We start from the raw sequence: 16371 nt of genomic DNA on the forward strand, positions 1-16371 counted from the left end.
TGCCGGTGCGGCGGGCGCGTTACGCCGCACCGGCACGGACGGCGCGCGGCGAGGCGTGCAGCTCACGCCGGCACGCCTTGTTGAACGCCTGGAGGTCCGGCATCCCCACGGCGGCCGCGACGGCCGGGATCGCCAGCGTCGACTCCGTCAGCAGATGCCGTGCCCGGTCCATTCTGCGCCGCCGGACATACGCGACCACCGTGCTGCCCAGGTCCGCCCGGAACAGCCGGATGAGGTGGTTGTGCGAGATGTTCGCGGCGCGCGCCACCTCCGGGACGGTCAGCGGCTCATGGAGCCGGGACTCGATGTACGCCACAGCGGCGGCGACCGACGCGTGCGGCTGATCCGTGCCGGGCCGCCGTCCGAGCATGGCCACCTGCCACAGTGCCGACCACAGCTCCGGGACCGCGCGGACCGGGCTGTACGCCGCAGCGGCGACGGCCTGGGACAGCCGGCTGTTGAGCGCGGGCGCCCCGGCCCCGGCGTCCTGCATGACCGGAACGGTCAACCGCTCGCCGTCGTCGGCGAGTTCGAAGTGCGCGTAGAGATGCTCCGAGCGCCCCCGGTAGCGGAACTCGACCGGTGAGCCGGGTGGTACGAGACTCACCCGGCCCGGCCGCACGGCGTACGGCGCTCCGTCGACGATGAGATCGGCCGCGTACCGGTACAGATGCAGTTGCCACAGACCGGGCAGGACGAACACATCACGGTCCGAGCTGACGCCATGGATCCCCACGCCGAGGTCCACCAGGCGTGGGGGCGAATCCAGGCAGAGCGTGACCTGCCCCGGACTGCCCTGACCGTATCCGCTCATGGTGAAAACGTACCAGCGGTCCGCCGAACCGGATCCATGGTGTCATCGGCGCACGGCACGGGGTCAGGACGATGTCACACGGTCGACAAGATGCTGGAGCCGTTCGTCGAACAGCTTCGCGGGGTCCGGCGTGCAGGTGGCGAGCGCGATCATGCTCGCCACGGCGACATCGCACAGCTCCTTGTGGACGTCGTCCCAGGTGTGCGACGCGCCCTTGCGCGGATTGGCCCCTGTCGCGCCGTGCACCGCCTCGGCGACCTCGCCGACTTCCTCACTGATCTTGAGTATGCGCCACAGCCGTACATCCCCCGTCAGCTCCGGGTGGGCATTCGCGTCCAGCCAGTGCCGTAGTCGTTCCACCCGCGTCCAGGTGGTGTCCTCCGGGTGAGTCCTCCCGGTCCCGCTGGCGGTGTGTCCCCAGAACTCCCGCATCCAGCACAGGATGTCCCGCATGATGTGGTGGTTCTGGTTCGGGCGCAGCGCGCCGTACTGGAAGAACATGACGCCCTCGCTCGGCCAGCCGAGCAGTGTGAGCCGTCTCTCCACTCCGCCGTCGCCGCGCACGGGGTGGAAGTCCTCGGTCAGGTCGAGGCCGCCGGGGACGAAGTCCGGCCCGTCGGTGCCGGGGTTGCGCCACGTGCGGACGAGCCCGCGCCTCAGCAGGTTCGGGTAGAGCGGGAGGACGTCGTTCTTGGCGTCGAAGGGATGGACACGGGAGTCGACCAGGACGTCTACGGGCAGCACCGCGCCGGTGATGCCGCCGCGCACGACGAAGCGTCCGCCGCGCTCGTCCGGCGTCACATCGGCCTCCGGACCGGCCGACACGTCGACGATGCCGTGCCGGATCAGAGCGCGGACCTTCTCCATGACCTCAAGCGCGGACCCGTTGCACAGCCGGTTCAGGTGGCGCATGAAGACGTCGAGGAAGTCACGGTGCGACGCGGCGTGCAGTCCGCCGAAGTCGACCGCTGCCGCGATGACGTACCGCAGGTCGCGCCAGACGCCGTCGGCCGCCGCCTTCGCCGGGTTGGACAGGTTGCCCTGGACGGCCCAACGGCGGTCGAGGTCGAGGAAGTCGAGCATCGCCGCGCGGTACTCCTCGGGTGTGGTGAAGGAACCGCGGTCGATCGGACGGATCAGACGGTCCCAGGAGAAACGCTGGCCGGCGACGCTCTTCGGGTGCCGCCACGGGGATTCTCCGGCCCTGACGGCGTCCGCGAATCCCGCGGGGTCGTCGAACCGCGCGGCGATGGCACCGGCCTGCTCGGGGCCGAAGATCACCTCCAGGACACGGCGCAGCGCCGCTTCCGCGCCCGGGTCGCGCTCCTTGGCTTCGATGAGGCCGAGCGTGCCGGACAGGACCGCGTCGAGCGTCTCGGCGGCTCGGCCGACGATGGCTTCCAGCGGGGCGAGAAGGCGCTGTACGGAAGTGTCCGACGCGGCGCCGCCGCCGCCGTCCGCGAGGAACGCCTCGTACTCGGGCCGGGCCGCCGCCTCAAGCCGGCGGCCGAAGTCGTCTCCGAGCAAGGTGGCGTAGTACACCTGGGCCATTTCCAGGGCTATGACGGGGAAGACGTGATCACGGAAGTCGAGCTGTCGCTGTTCGTGGCCGCCGATGACGACGGGCCGGCCCGCGGACCGGCGCAGCCGGCGCACCGCCTCCTCGGTGAGGAAGACGCCCCGGTGTTCCAGCCCTTCCGTGTCGCGCTCCTTGGCGTTGAACGGGCGGGTGAAGGTGAACAACGCGGAACGGCTGAACATGACGATGGAGTCGGGTTCCCGGCCGGACGCCCGGTACGCCAGGGTGCCGTCCGGCCGCTCGGTGAAGACTCCTCCCCTGCCCTCGGTCAGGTGCAGGATGACGTCGATGCCGGTGAGCCCCATCCCGGCACAGCCGACGGTGGTGCCGGGGCCTGCCTGGCCGGGCGCGAAGGCGTTCTCCAGCGGATAGACGGAGGGGACGAAGACAGCCTGGTGGCTCTGGGCGAACCGGGACCATTTGGCCTGCCTGGGGTATCGGGCCGGGTCGTTGGAGGAGTGCCCGGTCAGCATGAGGACGTGGTCGGCGTCGATGACGTCCTCGCCGTCGCCGCGGACCACCCGGAGCCTGCCGTCGGACAGTTCCTCAAGGTCCGTCACCTCCTCCTGATGCAGGTGGACCTCCACGCCGGGCACGTCCCTCAGCATTCCGGCATACCGCTGGAACCGGTCGGCGAGGGCGAGGCCGTGGACGTAACGCCTGGGCGAGTCCTCGGCAACCAGGTCGAAGACGGGGTCGCGGGTCTCCTCGTACCGGGCGCGGCACCACTCGTGCAGGGTGGGGCGGTCCTCCCGCGGCAGCAGCGGCCCGGCGCCGGCGACGCTCTCGTCCGCCGCGAACGCCACTTGCCCGGCGATCCGGTTGAGGACGCTGGTGACCGGCTGGTCGGGACTGTGGACCTGCCCGGCGCCGAACCGCCCCGTTCGGTCGAAGATGTGGATGTCGAGGGGCACCGGCCCGGCCGCCGCCTTCGCCGCCGCGGCGAGTCGGTCCAGCACATAGGTGCAACTCGGGCCGGCGCCGACGATGGCGAGTCGGTTGGAACGCATGCGGTGGGTCTCCTTGATCAGAGTAGTGGGGGCATTCCGGTTCGCCCCGGTCAGACGTCACGGCAGGCGTCCCGGCAGGCGTCGCGGCAGGCGTCGCGGCAGGTGTGGGGACCGTTGGGGAACTCGTCATACGGCATGCCGATGGGCACGTGCACGTTCGGCACGGGGGGGCGCGCCGGCCGGAAGCCGGACGGAGACGGATACGGACGCGTCGGCGCCGGGTCCGCCGGGTCGTCGCGGATATGCCCGGCGAGCGGGGTGGAGCGGTGGTGAAGGTGTGATCGCCGCCGCTGACGCGGGTGGCCTTCGCACGGCCCCGGGGTCAGGGGGCGAAGTCGTCGGGGCCGTGGGGGCCGTCAGGGCCGTCGGGTGCGGCCCGCCGGAGACGGGGCTGCCGGCCGGTCCCGATGACGAAGCGCGGGGCTCTCGCGTCCGGGCGGGAGGGCGGGGCCACCACCGGCGCGTTCACCGCTCGTCCGGTGTGGACAGCCCGGACACGGCGGAGACGACCCGGCCGACCACCTCGTCGAGCGGTTCCCCGGCGTCGACGGTCAGCCATCCGAACTGCTCGGCCCAGTCGTCGAGCACCCCGAGTATGCGGCTCTGGTGAGTCAGGAAGCTGTCCTGCGAGCATTCCGGGTCCATACCGCACTCGTACGGGACGAGGTCACGCCCGGCCTTCCGCTCCCAGGCCCACTTGGGGTCGACCCGCAGGTAGATGACCTGTTCGGAGAGCGGGAGGCCGCAGACAACGCCTTCGACCCATGATCTGTCCAGGCCGTAGACGATCTCGCCGGCGGCGTGTTTCATCCAGTATCCGTCGAGCAGTGTGACCTTGTCCGGCCGAGCCGCCTCCGGCGTACGGCCCAGGAGCGCCTGGGTGATGGACCACATCAGGAAGAGGAACCGGGACGTACTCGGCATCTCCGCGACGCAGAGCCGGGTGTTGAGCACATCGGGCCGCATGAACAGGGTCGCGGGGTAGGCGGCGTTGTCGATGATGTCCCATCGGTCCACCCGCTCGACCCGCGTACCGCCCGCGCACAGGCGCTCGGTGGCGAGTCGGGAGACGGTCGACTTGCCGGCCCCGTCGGCACCCACCAGTGAGACGATCACGCGGCACCGCCCCGGCTCGGCTCCCCGGGGTCGGCATGCCGCGGCACCGGCGCGTCGAAGCGGCTGTCCCAGGGGGAGTTCATCGATATGTCCGCGGGTAAGCCGTGACGGCGCATGTGTCTGGCAATCCGTTCTCAGGGTCATGTCATCTGATGGGGCGCACCGGCCCACCGGCCGCTGGAGCGACGACGGCGTCGTCCGCGGACTGGTCGATGGGCGGAGAACACTCCCAGGTCGCCGTGGAATCTATGCGCGTTCGTCCGGCGGCGACAGTCGTGAACGTTCACAAACCATTCTGTGAAGTCGGCGTAAGGATGCGCGGGATCACGGTAAGCGCTCCGATCCTCAACCTTTTTCCGCAGGTCAGCGAGGGTGTGCCACAGCTGCCGATGTTGCTCCCCGCGCGCCTGCGGCTGGTTGCCGGGCGCTCCTGATTGCTCGTCACACGTGAGCGTTGACAACGCGCTTGCCGGCCTCGGGGCGGTCCACGGACCCGGAGACGACGTCGGGACCTGTCCGTGGTCTTTCGCGGGAGTGCGAAACCACCGGACAGGCCCTGACGGGCAGAGCTGGGCCCGGCCGGCCACGTGCTCCTGCCCGGCCCGCGTGCCGAGCCGTCAGTCGTTGCCGCAGTCCGGGCAGGGGGCGCAGCGCTTGACCCGGACATCGTCGACGACCGGCCCGTACGCGCTGTTCGACGATGTGCTGGCGAAGGCCACGGTGGTCGTGGAGTTGGTGGCCTGGAAGGTGAACTGCCGCTTGACATACTTCATGTTCGCGAACGTTTTGCCGCTGATGTCGAAGGAGAAGTCCTGGAAGTTCTGCCCGTCGATGAAGGCGCTGCCGGTCTTGAGGGTCGGCGCGCCTCCGGGGTTGCCGGCCAGGGCGTAGGTGACGGTGTAGGTCGCGCCGGGGACGGTGGTGAAGGTCTGGGACACCCCGCCAGGACCGCCGCCGTTGAGGTCGACGGACTGGTCCCCCTCGGCCGCCTGCCAGAACCCGGCGCCGATCAGGTCGACGGTCCCTCTGGTGACCTGCCACGGGCCGATCGTCTGCCCCGCGGGCAACTCGGTGAAGGTGTTGGCCGCCACCTTCGGGTATTCGAAGCTGCCGTCGTCGAAGTGGCTGGCGGCCAGCGCCGAGGCTGTGGCGGCGGCGAACAGGACAGAGGAAGCGGCGATGGCACAGGCTCGCACGACAAGCATGGATTTCCCTCCCGAACGGCGGCACACCGAAGCGATGTGTCCCATGAATAAGGTAGGTAGATCCGAGAGTGAGAAAAAGCCCCAGAAAGAAAGACATACAATCACATCAAACGAGGTCTTCTCTGCGGCGCCTATGCGATCCCCGAGCACCGTGGTTATCCTCGATTTTCCGTGACGGGCCATCAGGCGGACCCGATGGGCCTGTCACGAAAGGTCGAGGCCGAGCAGCGTAGAAGATACCGCTCGGCACCGCGCCATCGATTCGGCCGCCTGCGGAAGGGACAATGCGATGGATCCTGATATCCGGACGAGGGCCGCGATCGAGGAACACTGGCAGGCATCGGAACGCGGGGATACCGAAGCGGAACACGCCATCTACGCCGCGGACGCGATTCTCGACTACCCCCAGTCAGGCGAACGGTTCCGGGGCCGCGCGACGATTTCGGCACAACGCGGCGGGCACCCCGCCAGCCGGCACTTCACCGTCCGCCGGATCGTGGGCGGCGGGGATCTGTGGATGAGCGAGTGCGTCATCACATACGACGGCGTGCCTGCCTATTCGGTGAGCATGATGGAATTCGCCGACGGGCGTGTGGTCCACGAGACGCAGTACTTCGCGGACTCCTTCGGCGCGCCCGAATGGCGGACGGAACTCGCGGAGCCGATGCCGGGCAGGACCATCACCGGAGCCTGAACCGAGCCGTTCCCGTTCGTTCATGAGTTTGTGTCAGCTCGCTCCGGTGCCGGCGGGTGGCCTCGTACGACGGCGGCAGAAAGTCCTCGCCGGGACCGGCCGCCGCGACGCTCCGTAAGCCCTCTCGCCCCGTGGGCCGGGCTCAGAGCAGGACCCGCGCCCCTCACGGTCGCGGCGGCGCCGAGCAGCAGGCACCACCCGCTGTCCCCGCCAGGTTCAGGGGGCCAGCACAATCCTGCCGAACACCTCGCCCGCGTCCATCCGGCGGTGGGCCGACGCCGCCTGGTCGAGCGGCAGCACCTCGTGCACGACTGTGCGCAGGTCCCCATGTGCGGCGGCGGTGAACTGGGACGACCGCACAGCCTGCCGGTCGGGGCCCGGCACGGTGTCGGAGCTGAAGGTGGCGAACGACAGCGACTTGCGGAAAGCGTCCATCAGCCGCATGCCGAAGTCCGCCGGTGGCTGCCCGCCGACCACGCCGACGGCCACGAACCGCCCGTTGGAGTTCAGCCTGTCCAGGAAAAGAGGAATCTGAGGACCCCCCACGACATCGATCACCACGTCGAAGCCCAGCGGCGCGTCCAGGCCGTCCTCGCCCGAGCGGTCGAGGACATGGGTCGCGCCCAGCTCGCGCAGGCGTCCGCCGCGCTCCGCCGACGAGGTGGTGACCGCCACCGCGCCCGCGCCGCCCCTGGCCGCGAGCTGGACCGCCGTGATCCCGATGCTGCCCGCCGCACCGCGCACGAGGACCGTCTCACCGGGCACGAAACGGGCGTGGTCCAGGGCGAAGTGGGCGACCACGCCGGAGCCGCCGAGCGTCACCGCGTCGGCGCCGCTCAGGCCGTCGGGCAGCGGAAGGATGTCGTCGACCGCGGCGACGGCCTGCTCGGCGTAGCCACCGGACAGGCCGGTGAACGCCCACACCCGCCGCCCTGTCCAGGAGGCGTCCACGCCCTCTCCCACCGCGGTGACGCGTCCCGCGACCTCGCTGCCGAGAAGATGGCCCTCCCGGAAGCCGTGGGCGGCGAGCGCTCCCCGGCGGATCACGGCGTCGACGCCGCCTACCCCGATCGCCTCCGTGGCGATCCGTACCTGCCCCGGTGCGGGGACGGGCACAGGCACGTCGACCACCTCCAGGCCGTCCGGGTCTCCGAACGTCCTGATCACAACGGCTTTCATGGTGGCTCCTCGGGCTGGTGTGCGGACGGGGCACGGCCGCGTCGGCCGCGGGCGGCGAGCCGGCCCCCTCAGCCGAGGCATCACCGGTGCGGTGCCGGGGCGGGGCGGGGGCGGGGCGGCGCCACCGTCATCGGACCGTAACGGACGCACCCGTCCGCTTGGCTAAAGTGAGAAGCCATGACCGACCATTTGCCTCACACCGTGCGCTCCGACGCCCGCGACAACCGTGCCCGGATCCTGGACGCCGCCCGCGCGGTGTTCGGCGAGGAGGGCCTGAGCGCGCCCATGCGAGAGATCGCTCGGCACGCAGGCGTCGGCCCCGCCACGCTGTACCGGCACTTCCCGACCAAGCGGGACCTGATCGTGGAGACCTTCACCGAGCAGCGGCGAGCCTGCCACTCCATCGTCCGCGACGCCCTCGCGGACTCGGACCCGTGGCACGGATTCCGGAGCCTGGTCGAGCAGATCTGCGAACTCCACGCCCACAGCCGCGGATTCGCCGACGCCTTCATGGCGGCATTCCCCGAGACCATGGACTTCGCCGCCGACCGCGAGCCCATTCTGCGCGCGGTCGCGGAACTGACCCGGCGTGCCCAGGAGACGGGCCAGATGCGCTCCGGCTTCGTCGTCGACGACCTGATCCTGATGCTCATGGCCCACCGCGGCGTCCAGGACGCGCCGCGCACCGCCCGGCTCACGGCCTCCCGCCGCTTCGCCGCGTACGTCGTCGAGGCATTCCACGCCGTTCCGGGTACGGAAGCGTCCGCGCCCATGCCACCGGCTCCCCGCCTGCGGCTCGCGCACTCCCCCCAGCACGCCGCCGCCCCTCCGCCACCTCGCTGATAACGGGGGCGGGCGGGCGTCGCCCGTGCACGCACGGTCAACCGGGTTGCCCGGCGCCGCAGTTGGCCGTGCCGGCCATCGGGTGTCCCACCCCACAGGCGCCATTGACATGGTCTCGTCACGACGGACAAGCTGTCGCCCGCATGCCGATCGATCATCTGTTGATACCCCACGCCCAGAGGGCCTGCAGACAGGGACGATAGTGCCGACAAGAAGACGTATCAGACCTGGCGCGGTCGCGGTAGCCGCGGCCGTGACGCTTGTGGCGGGGATGACAGGGGGGCTCACCAACGCCCCGTCAGCCGCCGCGGACACCGTGCGGACGACGACAGCGGCGTCAGCGACGACTGCGGCGACCGCGTCCGCCGCGGCCCGGAAGATCGTCCTGATCACGGGTGATCAGGTGCTGCTCGACAAGGATGGCAACGTTGTCGGGGTGGCGCCCGCCAAGGGCCGGGCCTCGATACCCGTCCAGATCAGTGAGACCGGCGGGCACAGCTATGTCATCCCCTCGGACGTCGAACCGCTGATCGCGGCGGGTCGCCTCGACCTGTCGCTGTTCGACGCGGCCGAGCTGAACCGTCCCGAGTACGACGACCTGGCGGACGGCGGGACGCCGGTGATCGTCGAGTACGCCGCGGAGAACCCTGCCGCACGGACGCGACTGCACGCGAACACCAGCACATCCGTCCGGGATCTCGACGCACTGGACGGCGAGGCGCTCGTCCTGCGGCCGAAGGAGGCGGCCGGGGCGTGGTCCGCGCTGACCGACACCTCCGCCGGAGTGAGTGAACTGGCGCCGGGCGTGGCCTCCATCCGGCTCGACGGCGTGGCGACGGCCTCGCTGGACGTGAGCGTGCCGCAGATCGGCGCACCGGACGTGTGGAAGGCGGGCTACGACGGGACAGGGGTGAAGATCGCCGTCCTGGACACCGGCATCGACACCGGCCACGCCGATGTGGCCGGCAAGATCGTCGCCCAGCGCAACTTCACGGCCGAGGCGGACGTCCAGGACCACCACGGGCACGGCACACACGTGGCCTCCACCGCGGCGGGGACCGGCGCGGCTTCCGGCGGCGCCTACAAGGGCGTGGCGCCGGGTGCCGGCCTGGTCATCGGCAAGGTGCTCAACTCCGCGGGTTCCGGCCTCGACTCCGAGATCATCGCCGGCATGGAGTGGGCCGTGGAACAGGGCGCCGACATCGTGAACATGTCCCTCGGCGCCACGGACACACTGGGCACCGACCCGCTCGAAGAAGCCGTCGAGGCGCTGTCCGACCGGGCGCTGTTCGTCGTCGCCGCGGGCAACTCCGGCCCTGGGGACACCACCATCGGCTCCCCCGGCGTCGCCGAGTCCGCGCTGACCGTGGGCGCCGTCGACAAGAAGGACGCGCTCGCGTCCTTCTCCTCCCGGGGGCCGCGCCTCGAAGACGGGGGCGTCAAGCCCGATGTGACCGCGCCAGGCGTGGACATCACGGCGGCATCGGCCGCGGGCACCCTGCCGGGGTACCCGCATCCGGCCCCCGGGTACGTGACGATGAGCGGCACCTCCATGGCCACGCCGCATGTCGCGGGCGCGGCCGCCCTGCTCGCCCAGCGGAATCCGGACTGGACCGGTGCGCGGATCAAGTCCGCGCTGGCCGGTTCCGCTGAACCCGGCGCGTACAGCGCGTACGAGCAGGGCAGCGGCCGGATCGACCTGACCCGGGCCACGAAGCAGACCGTCGTCGCGGAGCCGGTCTCGCTGAACTTCGGCCGCGTGCTCTGGCCGCACACCGACGACGAGCCGATGACCAGGACGGTCGCCTACCGGAACGACGGCGACCAGGCGGTGACGCTCGCCCTGTCCGCCGAGGGCGCCGGCCCGGCGGGAGCCGCCGCTCCCGAGGGGCTGTTCACCCTCAGCACCCAGCAGGTCACCGTCCCGGCCGGTGGAACCTCCACCGTCGTCGTCACGGCGGACACCCGCGTCGGCGGTGACGTCTCGGGCGCCTTCAGCCTCACGGTCACCGCGACCGGCGGCGGCCAGACCGTGCGCAGCGTCGGGGGGCTCGACCGTGCGGCGGAGTCCTACGACCTCACCTTCAAAGCCACCGGCCGCGACGGCTCGATACCCGGCTACCTCGACTGGGCCGCCACGCTGACCGGCATCGGCAACGACAACTACCAGTTGATCCGGGGGGCCGACGGCACGAGCACGGTGCGCGTGCCCGCCGGCGACTACGCCGTCATGGGCAAGACCTTCACGAGGGACGACGCCAGTGGATTCGGCCTGGACTATCTCGTCGCGCCGAAGCTGACGGTCGACCGCGACATGACGGTGGAGATCGACGCCCGGCTGGCGAAGCCGATCGACGTGTCGTTGCCGGACCCGGACGCCAAGGGCTACTCCTCCTTCCTGATCAGCACGGTGAAGGCGCACGGAACGGAGACGACCAGCGCGTTCGGGCTGGGCACGAACCTGGCCAATACTCGCAGCGCCCAGCTCGGTGACCCGCCGCCACCGGGCGAATCCTCCTCGTACTTCGTGTCGCACTGGTCCAACGGCGACAGCGAATACCACCTCGCGGACACGCTCAAGGACGCCTTCTACAACGGCCACACGCAGCACGTGACCTCGGCGGACCTGGCCGAGCTGACCGTACGGCAGGGCTCGTCGGTCGCCGGGGCGCTGGGGCTGAACTGGACCACCCCACTGGACATCCCGGCGGGTGCGGTCGGTTTCTACTCCGGCCTGCCGAACACGAGGACGGTGTACCTCCAGGGAGGCTACCGCTGGGGCGCGCACTCCCAGCAGCTCACGGCCGACTCGGGAACGGTCCGGGCCGAATACCGGATCCCCGGCCGGACGTACCGAGGGGGCGACCAGTACACCGAGACCGTCAACACCGGGGTGTTCGGGCCGGCGCTCGCCACGGGTCAGGGACAGGGACTGGTCCGGGACGGCGACACACTGACCGGCACGATCACGCCCTTCGCCGACGGCGCGGGCCACAGCGGCGGAAGCGTGTACGACGCGGAATCCGCGTCCACGACGCTCTACCGCAACGGCCGGAAGTACGCGGCCGTCGACGACGTCCTGGACGCCGCCCGCTTCCAACTGCCCGCCGACAAGGCGCGGTACCGCCTGGTGACCACCGTGGGCCGGGCCGCGTCCGGCGTCGCGTCGGTCAGCTCGACCGTCACCTGGCAGGCCGAGTTCACCTCGTCCCGCACGGCAAAGGCCGTCGCCGTCCCGACGAGCGTGGTCCGTTACGCCCCGGACCTCGGCCTCGACTCCACGGCCGCCGCCGGCGTCAGGCAGTCCGTGCCGGTCACCGTCCAGGGATCGGCCGCCGGCCGCGACCTCGCGTCGCTGAAGGTGTCCGTCTCCTACGACGGCGGCAAGAAGTGGAGCCGGCTCGTCACACACAAGGGCGCGGTACGGGTGGACAACCCGGCCGCCGGCGGCTCGGTCTCCTTCCGGGCCGACGTCACGGACCGGAGGGGTGACACCTTCTCCCAGACGATCATCGACGCCTACCGTACGAAGTGATCATCCGCGCCCGCACGGCAGGTGCCACCCGGCCGTGCGGGCGTCGGTTCGTGATGACCGCCCCGCTTGGTCCGTAACCGGCGACGGGACCGGGGCTGAGGGAAACGGTGCGAGGGGCCGGAGGCCGGCGGCCTAGGCCAGGTCGTCCGGCCGCACCCGCAGCTTGGCGGCGATCCGGGCGAGTGCCTGCTGGTCGGCGGCGGTGAGCGGGTCGAGCACGTACTGCCGGACCGAGCGCACGTGCGTGGGCGCGGCGGCGACGACCACGTCATACCCGGCATCGGTGAGGGCGGCGACGGTGTACCGGCCGTCGTCGGGATCGGGTGAACGCTCCACCCAGCCCCGCTGTTCGAACCGCTTGACGACGTTGGACAGCCGCGAGAGGGAGCCGCTGGCGAGGTAGGCCAGCTCGCTCATCCGTATGCGGCGCTCCGGGGCCTCCGAGATGTGACTGAGGGTCAGGTACTCGAAGAGGGTCAGGCCGGCCCCTTGCTGCAGCGGCGACTCCAGCCGTCCCGGCAGAAGCAGCACCAGCGAGACCAGTCCTGTCCATGCCTCCTTCTCGTGCGCGGTAAGCCACAGCGCCTCGCCGGAGGCGTCCTCGCCGGGGTTCGGGTTCGCGGGGGCGGCCATGACGACACCCTACCGAACGGTTGTGACTTCATGCGTGAAGTGAAGCGTGCTACGTTCACTTCACACGTGAAGTGAAGAAAGGGACACACCATGGGCAAGCCGGAGTTCTTCGCCACGCCCGGATACGGCGAGACGCAACTGACCACCATGCACTACCACCAGGCCGTTCGGACCGGCGATCGCGTCGAGACCTCGGGCCAGGGAGGGTGGGACGACGACTGGAACTTCCCCGAGGCCCTGGAGGACGAGATCATTCAGGCATTCGAGAACGTCGAGCGAACCCTCGCCTCGGCCGGTGCCACATGGCGTGACGTCATCGCCGTGGACTCGTACCACATACCCGAGTCCGCCGACTTCATCGGAGAGGTCCACAACCGCGTCATGGTGGACCAGTTCCGCAAGCGCATGGGCGATCGCGCGCCCATCTGGACCGAGATCGGCGTATCGGCCCTCGGTGCCCCGAAGATGCGTGTCGAGGTTCGCGTGACCGCCGTCATCGGCCACGACGACCGACACCTCTCCTGACCATCCGGGCGAATCATGCCGGTTTGACCAGCCGATATGCCGCTGTTTCACTGGAAAGTGACATAAGACAGACCGGTCTGATCAAGGGGAAGGAGGGGTGATCATGCCCGGGACACGCACAGCCCTGGTGACGGGCGCGACGTCCGGTATCGGCCGGGCCGCGGCGCTGAAGCTCGCCCGGGACGGGTTCAAGATCCTGGTTCACGGCCGCGACGCCGCGCGCGGAGCCGCTGTGGTCAAGGAGATCGAGAGCGCCGGTGGCAGCGCCGAGTTCCTCGCCGCCGACCTCACCGACGTGCACGCGGTCAGGCAACTGGCGGCCGCGGCGGGCGACGTCGAGGTCCTCGTCAACAACGCCGGGTTCTCCTGGTTCGGGCCCACCGCCGACCTGCCCCCCGACAAGCACGACGAGTTGTTCGGCGCCAACGTACGCAGCGCGTACTACCTCACGGCCGCCCTCGCGCCGAAGATGGCCGAGCGGGGCCGGGGCACCGTGATCAACCTGGGCAGCATGGCCGGGCAGATCGGCCTGGCAGGCGGCGCCGCCTACAGCGCCACCAAGGCCGCGCTCGCCGCGCTGACCCGATCCTGGGCCGCCGAGTACGGCCCGCAGGGGGTGCGGGTGAACACCGTCGCCCCCGGACCGGTCTACACCGGCGGCTCGTCGAGGGACCGGCTCACGGCCCTGGGAGAGACCACGATCCTGTCCCGCGTTGCGGAGGCGGAGGAGATCGGGGACGTCATCGCGTTCCTCGCCTCGCCGGCCGCGGGCTATATCACCGGGGCCGTGATCCCCGTCGACGGCGGACGCACAGCCGTCTGACCCGTGCGGCACACCTGAGGTACGGGACACCTGGGGTACAGGACACCTGACGTACGGGACACCTGCCCCGTACCGCGCATGGACTCGTACCGCGTATACAGGAGCCAAGCTCATGGACAAGCCAGTCGTTCTGATAACCGGAGCACTCACCGGCATCGGCCGCGCCGCCGCTGTCGCCTTCGCCGAGAAGAGCGCGAACGTGGTCGTCGCCGGCCGGCGCGACGAGGCCGGCAAGACACTCACCGAAGAACTGCGCGCCCTCGGTTCCGAGGCCGAGTTCATCAACACCGACGTCCGCCACGAGGACGACGTCCGCGCCATGGTCGACGAGGCCGTCACACGGTTCGGCCGTCTCGATGTCGCGGTGAACAACGCCGGCACCGAAGGCCGGCTCGGTCCGATCACCGACCAGACCGCGGAGACCTACAACGAGACGTTCGAGACGAACGTCCTCGGTGTCATCCTCAGCATGAAGCACGAAGTCCGCGCCATGCGGGAGCAGGGCAGCGGCAGCATCATCAACATCTCTTCGACCTACGGCCACAAGGGTGGCGCGGGGGCCGCCGTCTACGTCGGCAGCAAGCACGCCGTCGAAGGCATCACCAAGTCGGTGGCGCTGGAGGTCGCCGCGTCGGGAATCCGGGTCAACGCCGTGGCTCCCGGCCCCACGGACACCGGCATGCTGAACCGGTTCACCGGCACGCCGGAGAACAAGGCGGACATGGTGACACGGGTACCGCTCGGTCGCCTCGGCCTCTCGGAAGAGCTCGCCGACGCGATCGTGTTCATCGCATCGGATGACGCCGCGTTCATCACCGGTCACATCCTCGATGTCGACGGCGGTATGACAGCCGCCTGACCGCCCCGCGCATCACCGCGGAACGAAGGAAACGCCCGTGCCCGACAAGGTCAACGCCTCGAAGCCGTCCGCGCGTGAACGCCTGCTGGCCGCCGCCGACGACCTGTTCTACCGCGAAGGCGTGCAGACCGTCGGCATCGACCGCGTCGTGCAGACGGCCGGCGTCGCCAAGGCGTCGCTCTACAACCTGTTCGGCAGCAAGGAGGAGCTGGTGCGGGCATATCTGGACGCCCGCCACGCGGAGACCCGTGCGCGGATCGAGCGCACCCTGACCCGGTTCCGCACGCCACGGGAGCGCCTGCTGGGGGTCTTCGACGCGCAGGGCCGGTTGTTCACCGAGCCCGGGTTCAACGGCTGTGCGCACATCATGGCCAGCGCGGAGGCGCGGCCCGGCAGTCCCGTTCAGTGTGCCGCGGACCGGTACCGACTGTGGGTGAGAACGCTGTTCACGGACTTGGCCCGGGAGGCCGGCGTCGCCGACTTCGAAGGTCTGGCGCGGCAGCTGCACCTTCTGTACGACGGCGCCGGGGTTTCGGCGCGGATGGACCGGGATCCGTCGGCGGCGACGACCGCTCGTGAGGCGGCCGCCATGCTGTTCGACGCGGCGGTCAGGGCCGAGGAGACCGTCGACGCCGGGTAGCGGGGACCGTCGCGTCAGGAAGGGGTGCCGTCGTCACGGCGGGTGACTCCTGGCCTGGTGTTCAGTGACCACATGTGGGTGCACCGCGGGCACTGGAGGTGGACGACCGGCCCGCTGTTGGAGATCAGAAAGCGCCAGTGGGCGCCGCAGTTGCGCCGGTCGGCGCAGGTCGCGCAGTGGCGGGCGTCGTCGCAGACGGGGCAGGCCACCCAGGCGCGGCGGGCCAGGTCCGCCTGCGGGTCAATGGGCAGCCGCACGGCCGGGCCCCTCCCCCGGCAGGACACCGGCCGCCACCAGCAGGTCGTAGGTGCGCTGCTGCTCGGTGTCCAGGCCCGAGTAGAGGAGCGCGTACGCCTCCTCCTCGCCGCGGAGCACGGCCACCGGATCCCAGTCGGGCCCGAGCGCGGCCATGACCTCGGCCCGGCGACGGGCTTCCTCAAGCGTCAGGTCGATCGTGAAGGGGGTGAGGCCGGTGGCGTTGTCCTGGTTCATGGCGGGACTTCCGAAGTGTGGGCAGAACCCCACCACCACTACCACCCGACCCCGGCGACAGGGAAGGGGAGCCTAAGTCCGCCCGGGGCGGGCGGGGCTCGCGTATCACCCGGATCGTCGAAGGCGCACCCTCGGATCGGCCCCCAGGGGTGGGCTGTTGCCGGCCCGAGTCCCCGAGCGGCGGTCAAGGTCCGTCCACGGCGTTGTGACGCACTTCACGAACCCACTCGCGCGGCCCGGCCCGGCCGGCGTCCCTCCCCTCGGTGTGGGCCTTCCGAGCCGTCCTTGATCAGCCGCTGACGGTCCAGGTGTCGCCGCCGGCGAGCATCGTGGCCAGATCGCCCTTGCCCTGCCGCTCGATGGCCGTGTCGAGCTGGTCCGACATGAGGGTGTCGTAGACGGGCCGTTCGACGCTGCGCAGTAC

At 70.5% G+C, this 16371-nt stretch carries 15 protein-coding genes and 1 pseudogene; 7 read left to right on the forward strand and 9 right to left on the reverse strand.

All coding sequences use genetic code 11. From position 1 onward, the window contains the following. Positions 1-19: 19 nt before the first annotated feature. The 4 genes from ACZ7LS_RS14255 to ACZ7LS_RS14270 all read right to left on the reverse strand — a co-directional run bounded on the left by ACZ7LS_RS14255 (position 20) and on the right by ACZ7LS_RS14270 (position 5724). A complete protein-coding gene (locus ACZ7LS_RS14255; protein WP_385134475.1) occupies positions 20-814 on the reverse strand; it encodes an AraC family transcriptional regulator in 795 nt (264 codons plus the stop codon). Positions 815-877: 63 nt separating this feature from the next. Beyond that, positions 878-3403: an FAD/NAD(P)-binding protein gene (locus ACZ7LS_RS14260; protein WP_385134477.1), complete on the reverse strand. Its 2526-nt coding sequence runs from the start codon at positions 3401-3403 to the stop codon at positions 878-880. A gap of 465 nt (positions 3404-3868) precedes the next feature. Beyond that, entirely contained in the window at positions 3869-4504 is a 636-nt protein-coding gene (locus ACZ7LS_RS14265) for a nucleoside/nucleotide kinase family protein (RefSeq protein WP_385134479.1), read from the reverse strand. A 632-nt stretch (positions 4505-5136) separates the two neighbouring features. Further along, on the reverse strand, positions 5137-5724 hold the full coding sequence (locus ACZ7LS_RS14270) for a choice-of-anchor C family protein (protein ID WP_382528946.1): 588 nt from the start codon (positions 5722-5724) through the stop codon (positions 5137-5139). 289 nt (positions 5725-6013) lie between these two features. Between ACZ7LS_RS14270 and ACZ7LS_RS14275 the strand changes: the two genes are divergently transcribed. Continuing rightward, positions 6014-6418, forward strand: coding sequence for a nuclear transport factor 2 family protein (locus ACZ7LS_RS14275; protein WP_382528949.1), 405 nt, complete (start codon positions 6014-6016; stop codon positions 6416-6418). A gap of 216 nt (positions 6419-6634) precedes the next feature. On the opposite strand, the gene ACZ7LS_RS14280 is transcribed toward ACZ7LS_RS14275, so the two are convergent. Next, on the reverse strand, positions 6635-7597 hold the full coding sequence (locus tag ACZ7LS_RS14280; RefSeq protein WP_382672794.1) for a zinc-binding dehydrogenase: 963 nt from the start codon (positions 7595-7597) through the stop codon (positions 6635-6637). 177 nt (positions 7598-7774) lie between these two features. Between ACZ7LS_RS14280 and ACZ7LS_RS14285 the strand changes: the two genes are divergently transcribed. Next, a complete protein-coding gene (locus tag ACZ7LS_RS14285; RefSeq protein WP_385134482.1) occupies positions 7775-8440 on the forward strand; it encodes a TetR/AcrR family transcriptional regulator in 666 nt (221 codons plus the stop codon). A 271-nt stretch (positions 8441-8711) separates the two neighbouring features. After that, a complete protein-coding gene (locus tag ACZ7LS_RS14290; protein WP_385134484.1) occupies positions 8712-11975 on the forward strand; it encodes a S8 family peptidase in 3264 nt (1087 codons plus the stop codon). Positions 11976-12107: 132 nt separating this feature from the next. On the opposite strand, the gene ACZ7LS_RS14295 is transcribed toward ACZ7LS_RS14290, so the two are convergent. After that, complete coding sequence (locus ACZ7LS_RS14295) at positions 12108-12608, reverse strand: MarR family winged helix-turn-helix transcriptional regulator (protein WP_382528960.1); 501 nt, start codon at positions 12606-12608, stop codon at positions 12108-12110. Positions 12609-12698: 90 nt separating this feature from the next. Here ACZ7LS_RS14295 and ACZ7LS_RS14300 point away from each other — a divergent pair, with 90 nt between their 5' ends. From ACZ7LS_RS14300 to ACZ7LS_RS14315, 4 genes are all read left to right on the forward strand, one after another. Beyond that, entirely contained in the window at positions 12699-13133 is a 435-nt protein-coding gene (locus tag ACZ7LS_RS14300; RefSeq protein ID WP_385134486.1) for a Rid family hydrolase, read from the forward strand. A gap of 103 nt (positions 13134-13236) precedes the next feature. Then, the gene (locus ACZ7LS_RS14305; protein ID WP_382672808.1) at positions 13237-13956 is read left to right on the forward strand and encodes an SDR family NAD(P)-dependent oxidoreductase; all 720 of its coding nucleotides are present in this window, start codon (positions 13237-13239) and stop codon (positions 13954-13956) included. A 112-nt stretch (positions 13957-14068) separates the two neighbouring features. After that, positions 14069-14815 carry an SDR family NAD(P)-dependent oxidoreductase gene (locus ACZ7LS_RS14310; RefSeq protein ID WP_382528967.1) on the forward strand — a complete coding sequence of 249 codons (747 nt, stop codon included), beginning with the start codon at positions 14069-14071 and terminating at the stop codon, positions 14813-14815. A gap of 37 nt (positions 14816-14852) precedes the next feature. After that, entirely contained in the window at positions 14853-15455 is a 603-nt protein-coding gene (locus ACZ7LS_RS14315; RefSeq protein ID WP_382528971.1) for a TetR/AcrR family transcriptional regulator, read from the forward strand. 14 nt (positions 15456-15469) lie between these two features. Here the strand turns inward: ACZ7LS_RS14315 and ACZ7LS_RS14320 are convergent, their stop codons facing one another. From ACZ7LS_RS14320 to ACZ7LS_RS14330, 3 genes and pseudogenes are all read right to left on the reverse strand, one after another. After that, positions 15470-15712, reverse strand: a complete 243-nt coding sequence (locus tag ACZ7LS_RS14320; protein WP_129771365.1) for a hypothetical protein — start codon at positions 15710-15712, stop codon at positions 15470-15472. Further along, positions 15696-15947: a DUF6400 family protein gene (locus ACZ7LS_RS14325; protein ID WP_382528975.1), complete on the reverse strand. Its 252-nt coding sequence runs from the start codon at positions 15945-15947 to the stop codon at positions 15696-15698. The genes ACZ7LS_RS14320 and ACZ7LS_RS14325 overlap by 17 nt, the downstream gene beginning before the upstream one ends. A gap of 289 nt (positions 15948-16236) precedes the next feature. Beyond that, a pseudogene (locus ACZ7LS_RS14330) lies at positions 16237-16371 on the reverse strand (2-oxoacid:ferredoxin oxidoreductase subunit beta); the annotation flags it as partial.

It is taken from the genome of Streptomyces sp. NPDC039430 (genome assembly GCF_055639435.1).

What these genes read in the sequence shown, in the direction of transcription:
- ACZ7LS_RS14280 (WP_382672794.1), bottom strand. Translation starts at nt 7,597, where the DNA reads ATGAAAGCCGTTGTGATCAGGACGTTCGGAGACCCGGACGGCCTGGAG.
- ACZ7LS_RS14300 (WP_385134486.1), top strand. Translation starts at nt 12,699, where the DNA reads ATGGGCAAGCCGGAGTTCTTCGCCACGCCCGGATACGGCGAGACGCAA.
- ACZ7LS_RS14310 (WP_382528967.1), top strand. Translation starts at nt 14,069, where the DNA reads ATGGACAAGCCAGTCGTTCTGATAACCGGAGCACTCACCGGCATCGGC.
- ACZ7LS_RS14295 (WP_382528960.1), bottom strand. Translation starts at nt 12,608, where the DNA reads ATGGCCGCCCCCGCGAACCCGAACCCCGGCGAGGACGCCTCCGGCGAG.
- ACZ7LS_RS14260 (WP_385134477.1), bottom strand. Translation starts at nt 3,403, where the DNA reads ATGCGTTCCAACCGACTCGCCATCGTCGGCGCCGGCCCGAGTTGCACC.
- ACZ7LS_RS14270 (WP_382528946.1), bottom strand. Translation starts at nt 5,724, where the DNA reads ATGCTTGTCGTGCGAGCCTGTGCCATCGCCGCTTCCTCTGTCCTGTTC.
- ACZ7LS_RS14325 (WP_382528975.1), bottom strand. Translation starts at nt 15,947, where the DNA reads ATGAACCAGGACAACGCCACCGGCCTCACCCCCTTCACGATCGACCTG.
- ACZ7LS_RS14255 (WP_385134475.1), bottom strand. Translation starts at nt 814, where the DNA reads ATGAGCGGATACGGTCAGGGCAGTCCGGGGCAGGTCACGCTCTGCCTG.
- ACZ7LS_RS14285 (WP_385134482.1), top strand. Translation starts at nt 7,775, where the DNA reads ATGACCGACCATTTGCCTCACACCGTGCGCTCCGACGCCCGCGACAAC.
- ACZ7LS_RS14305 (WP_382672808.1), top strand. Translation starts at nt 13,237, where the DNA reads ATGCCCGGGACACGCACAGCCCTGGTGACGGGCGCGACGTCCGGTATC.
- ACZ7LS_RS14275 (WP_382528949.1), top strand. Translation starts at nt 6,014, where the DNA reads ATGGATCCTGATATCCGGACGAGGGCCGCGATCGAGGAACACTGGCAG.
- ACZ7LS_RS14290 (WP_385134484.1), top strand. Translation starts at nt 8,712, where the DNA reads ATGACAGGGGGGCTCACCAACGCCCCGTCAGCCGCCGCGGACACCGTG.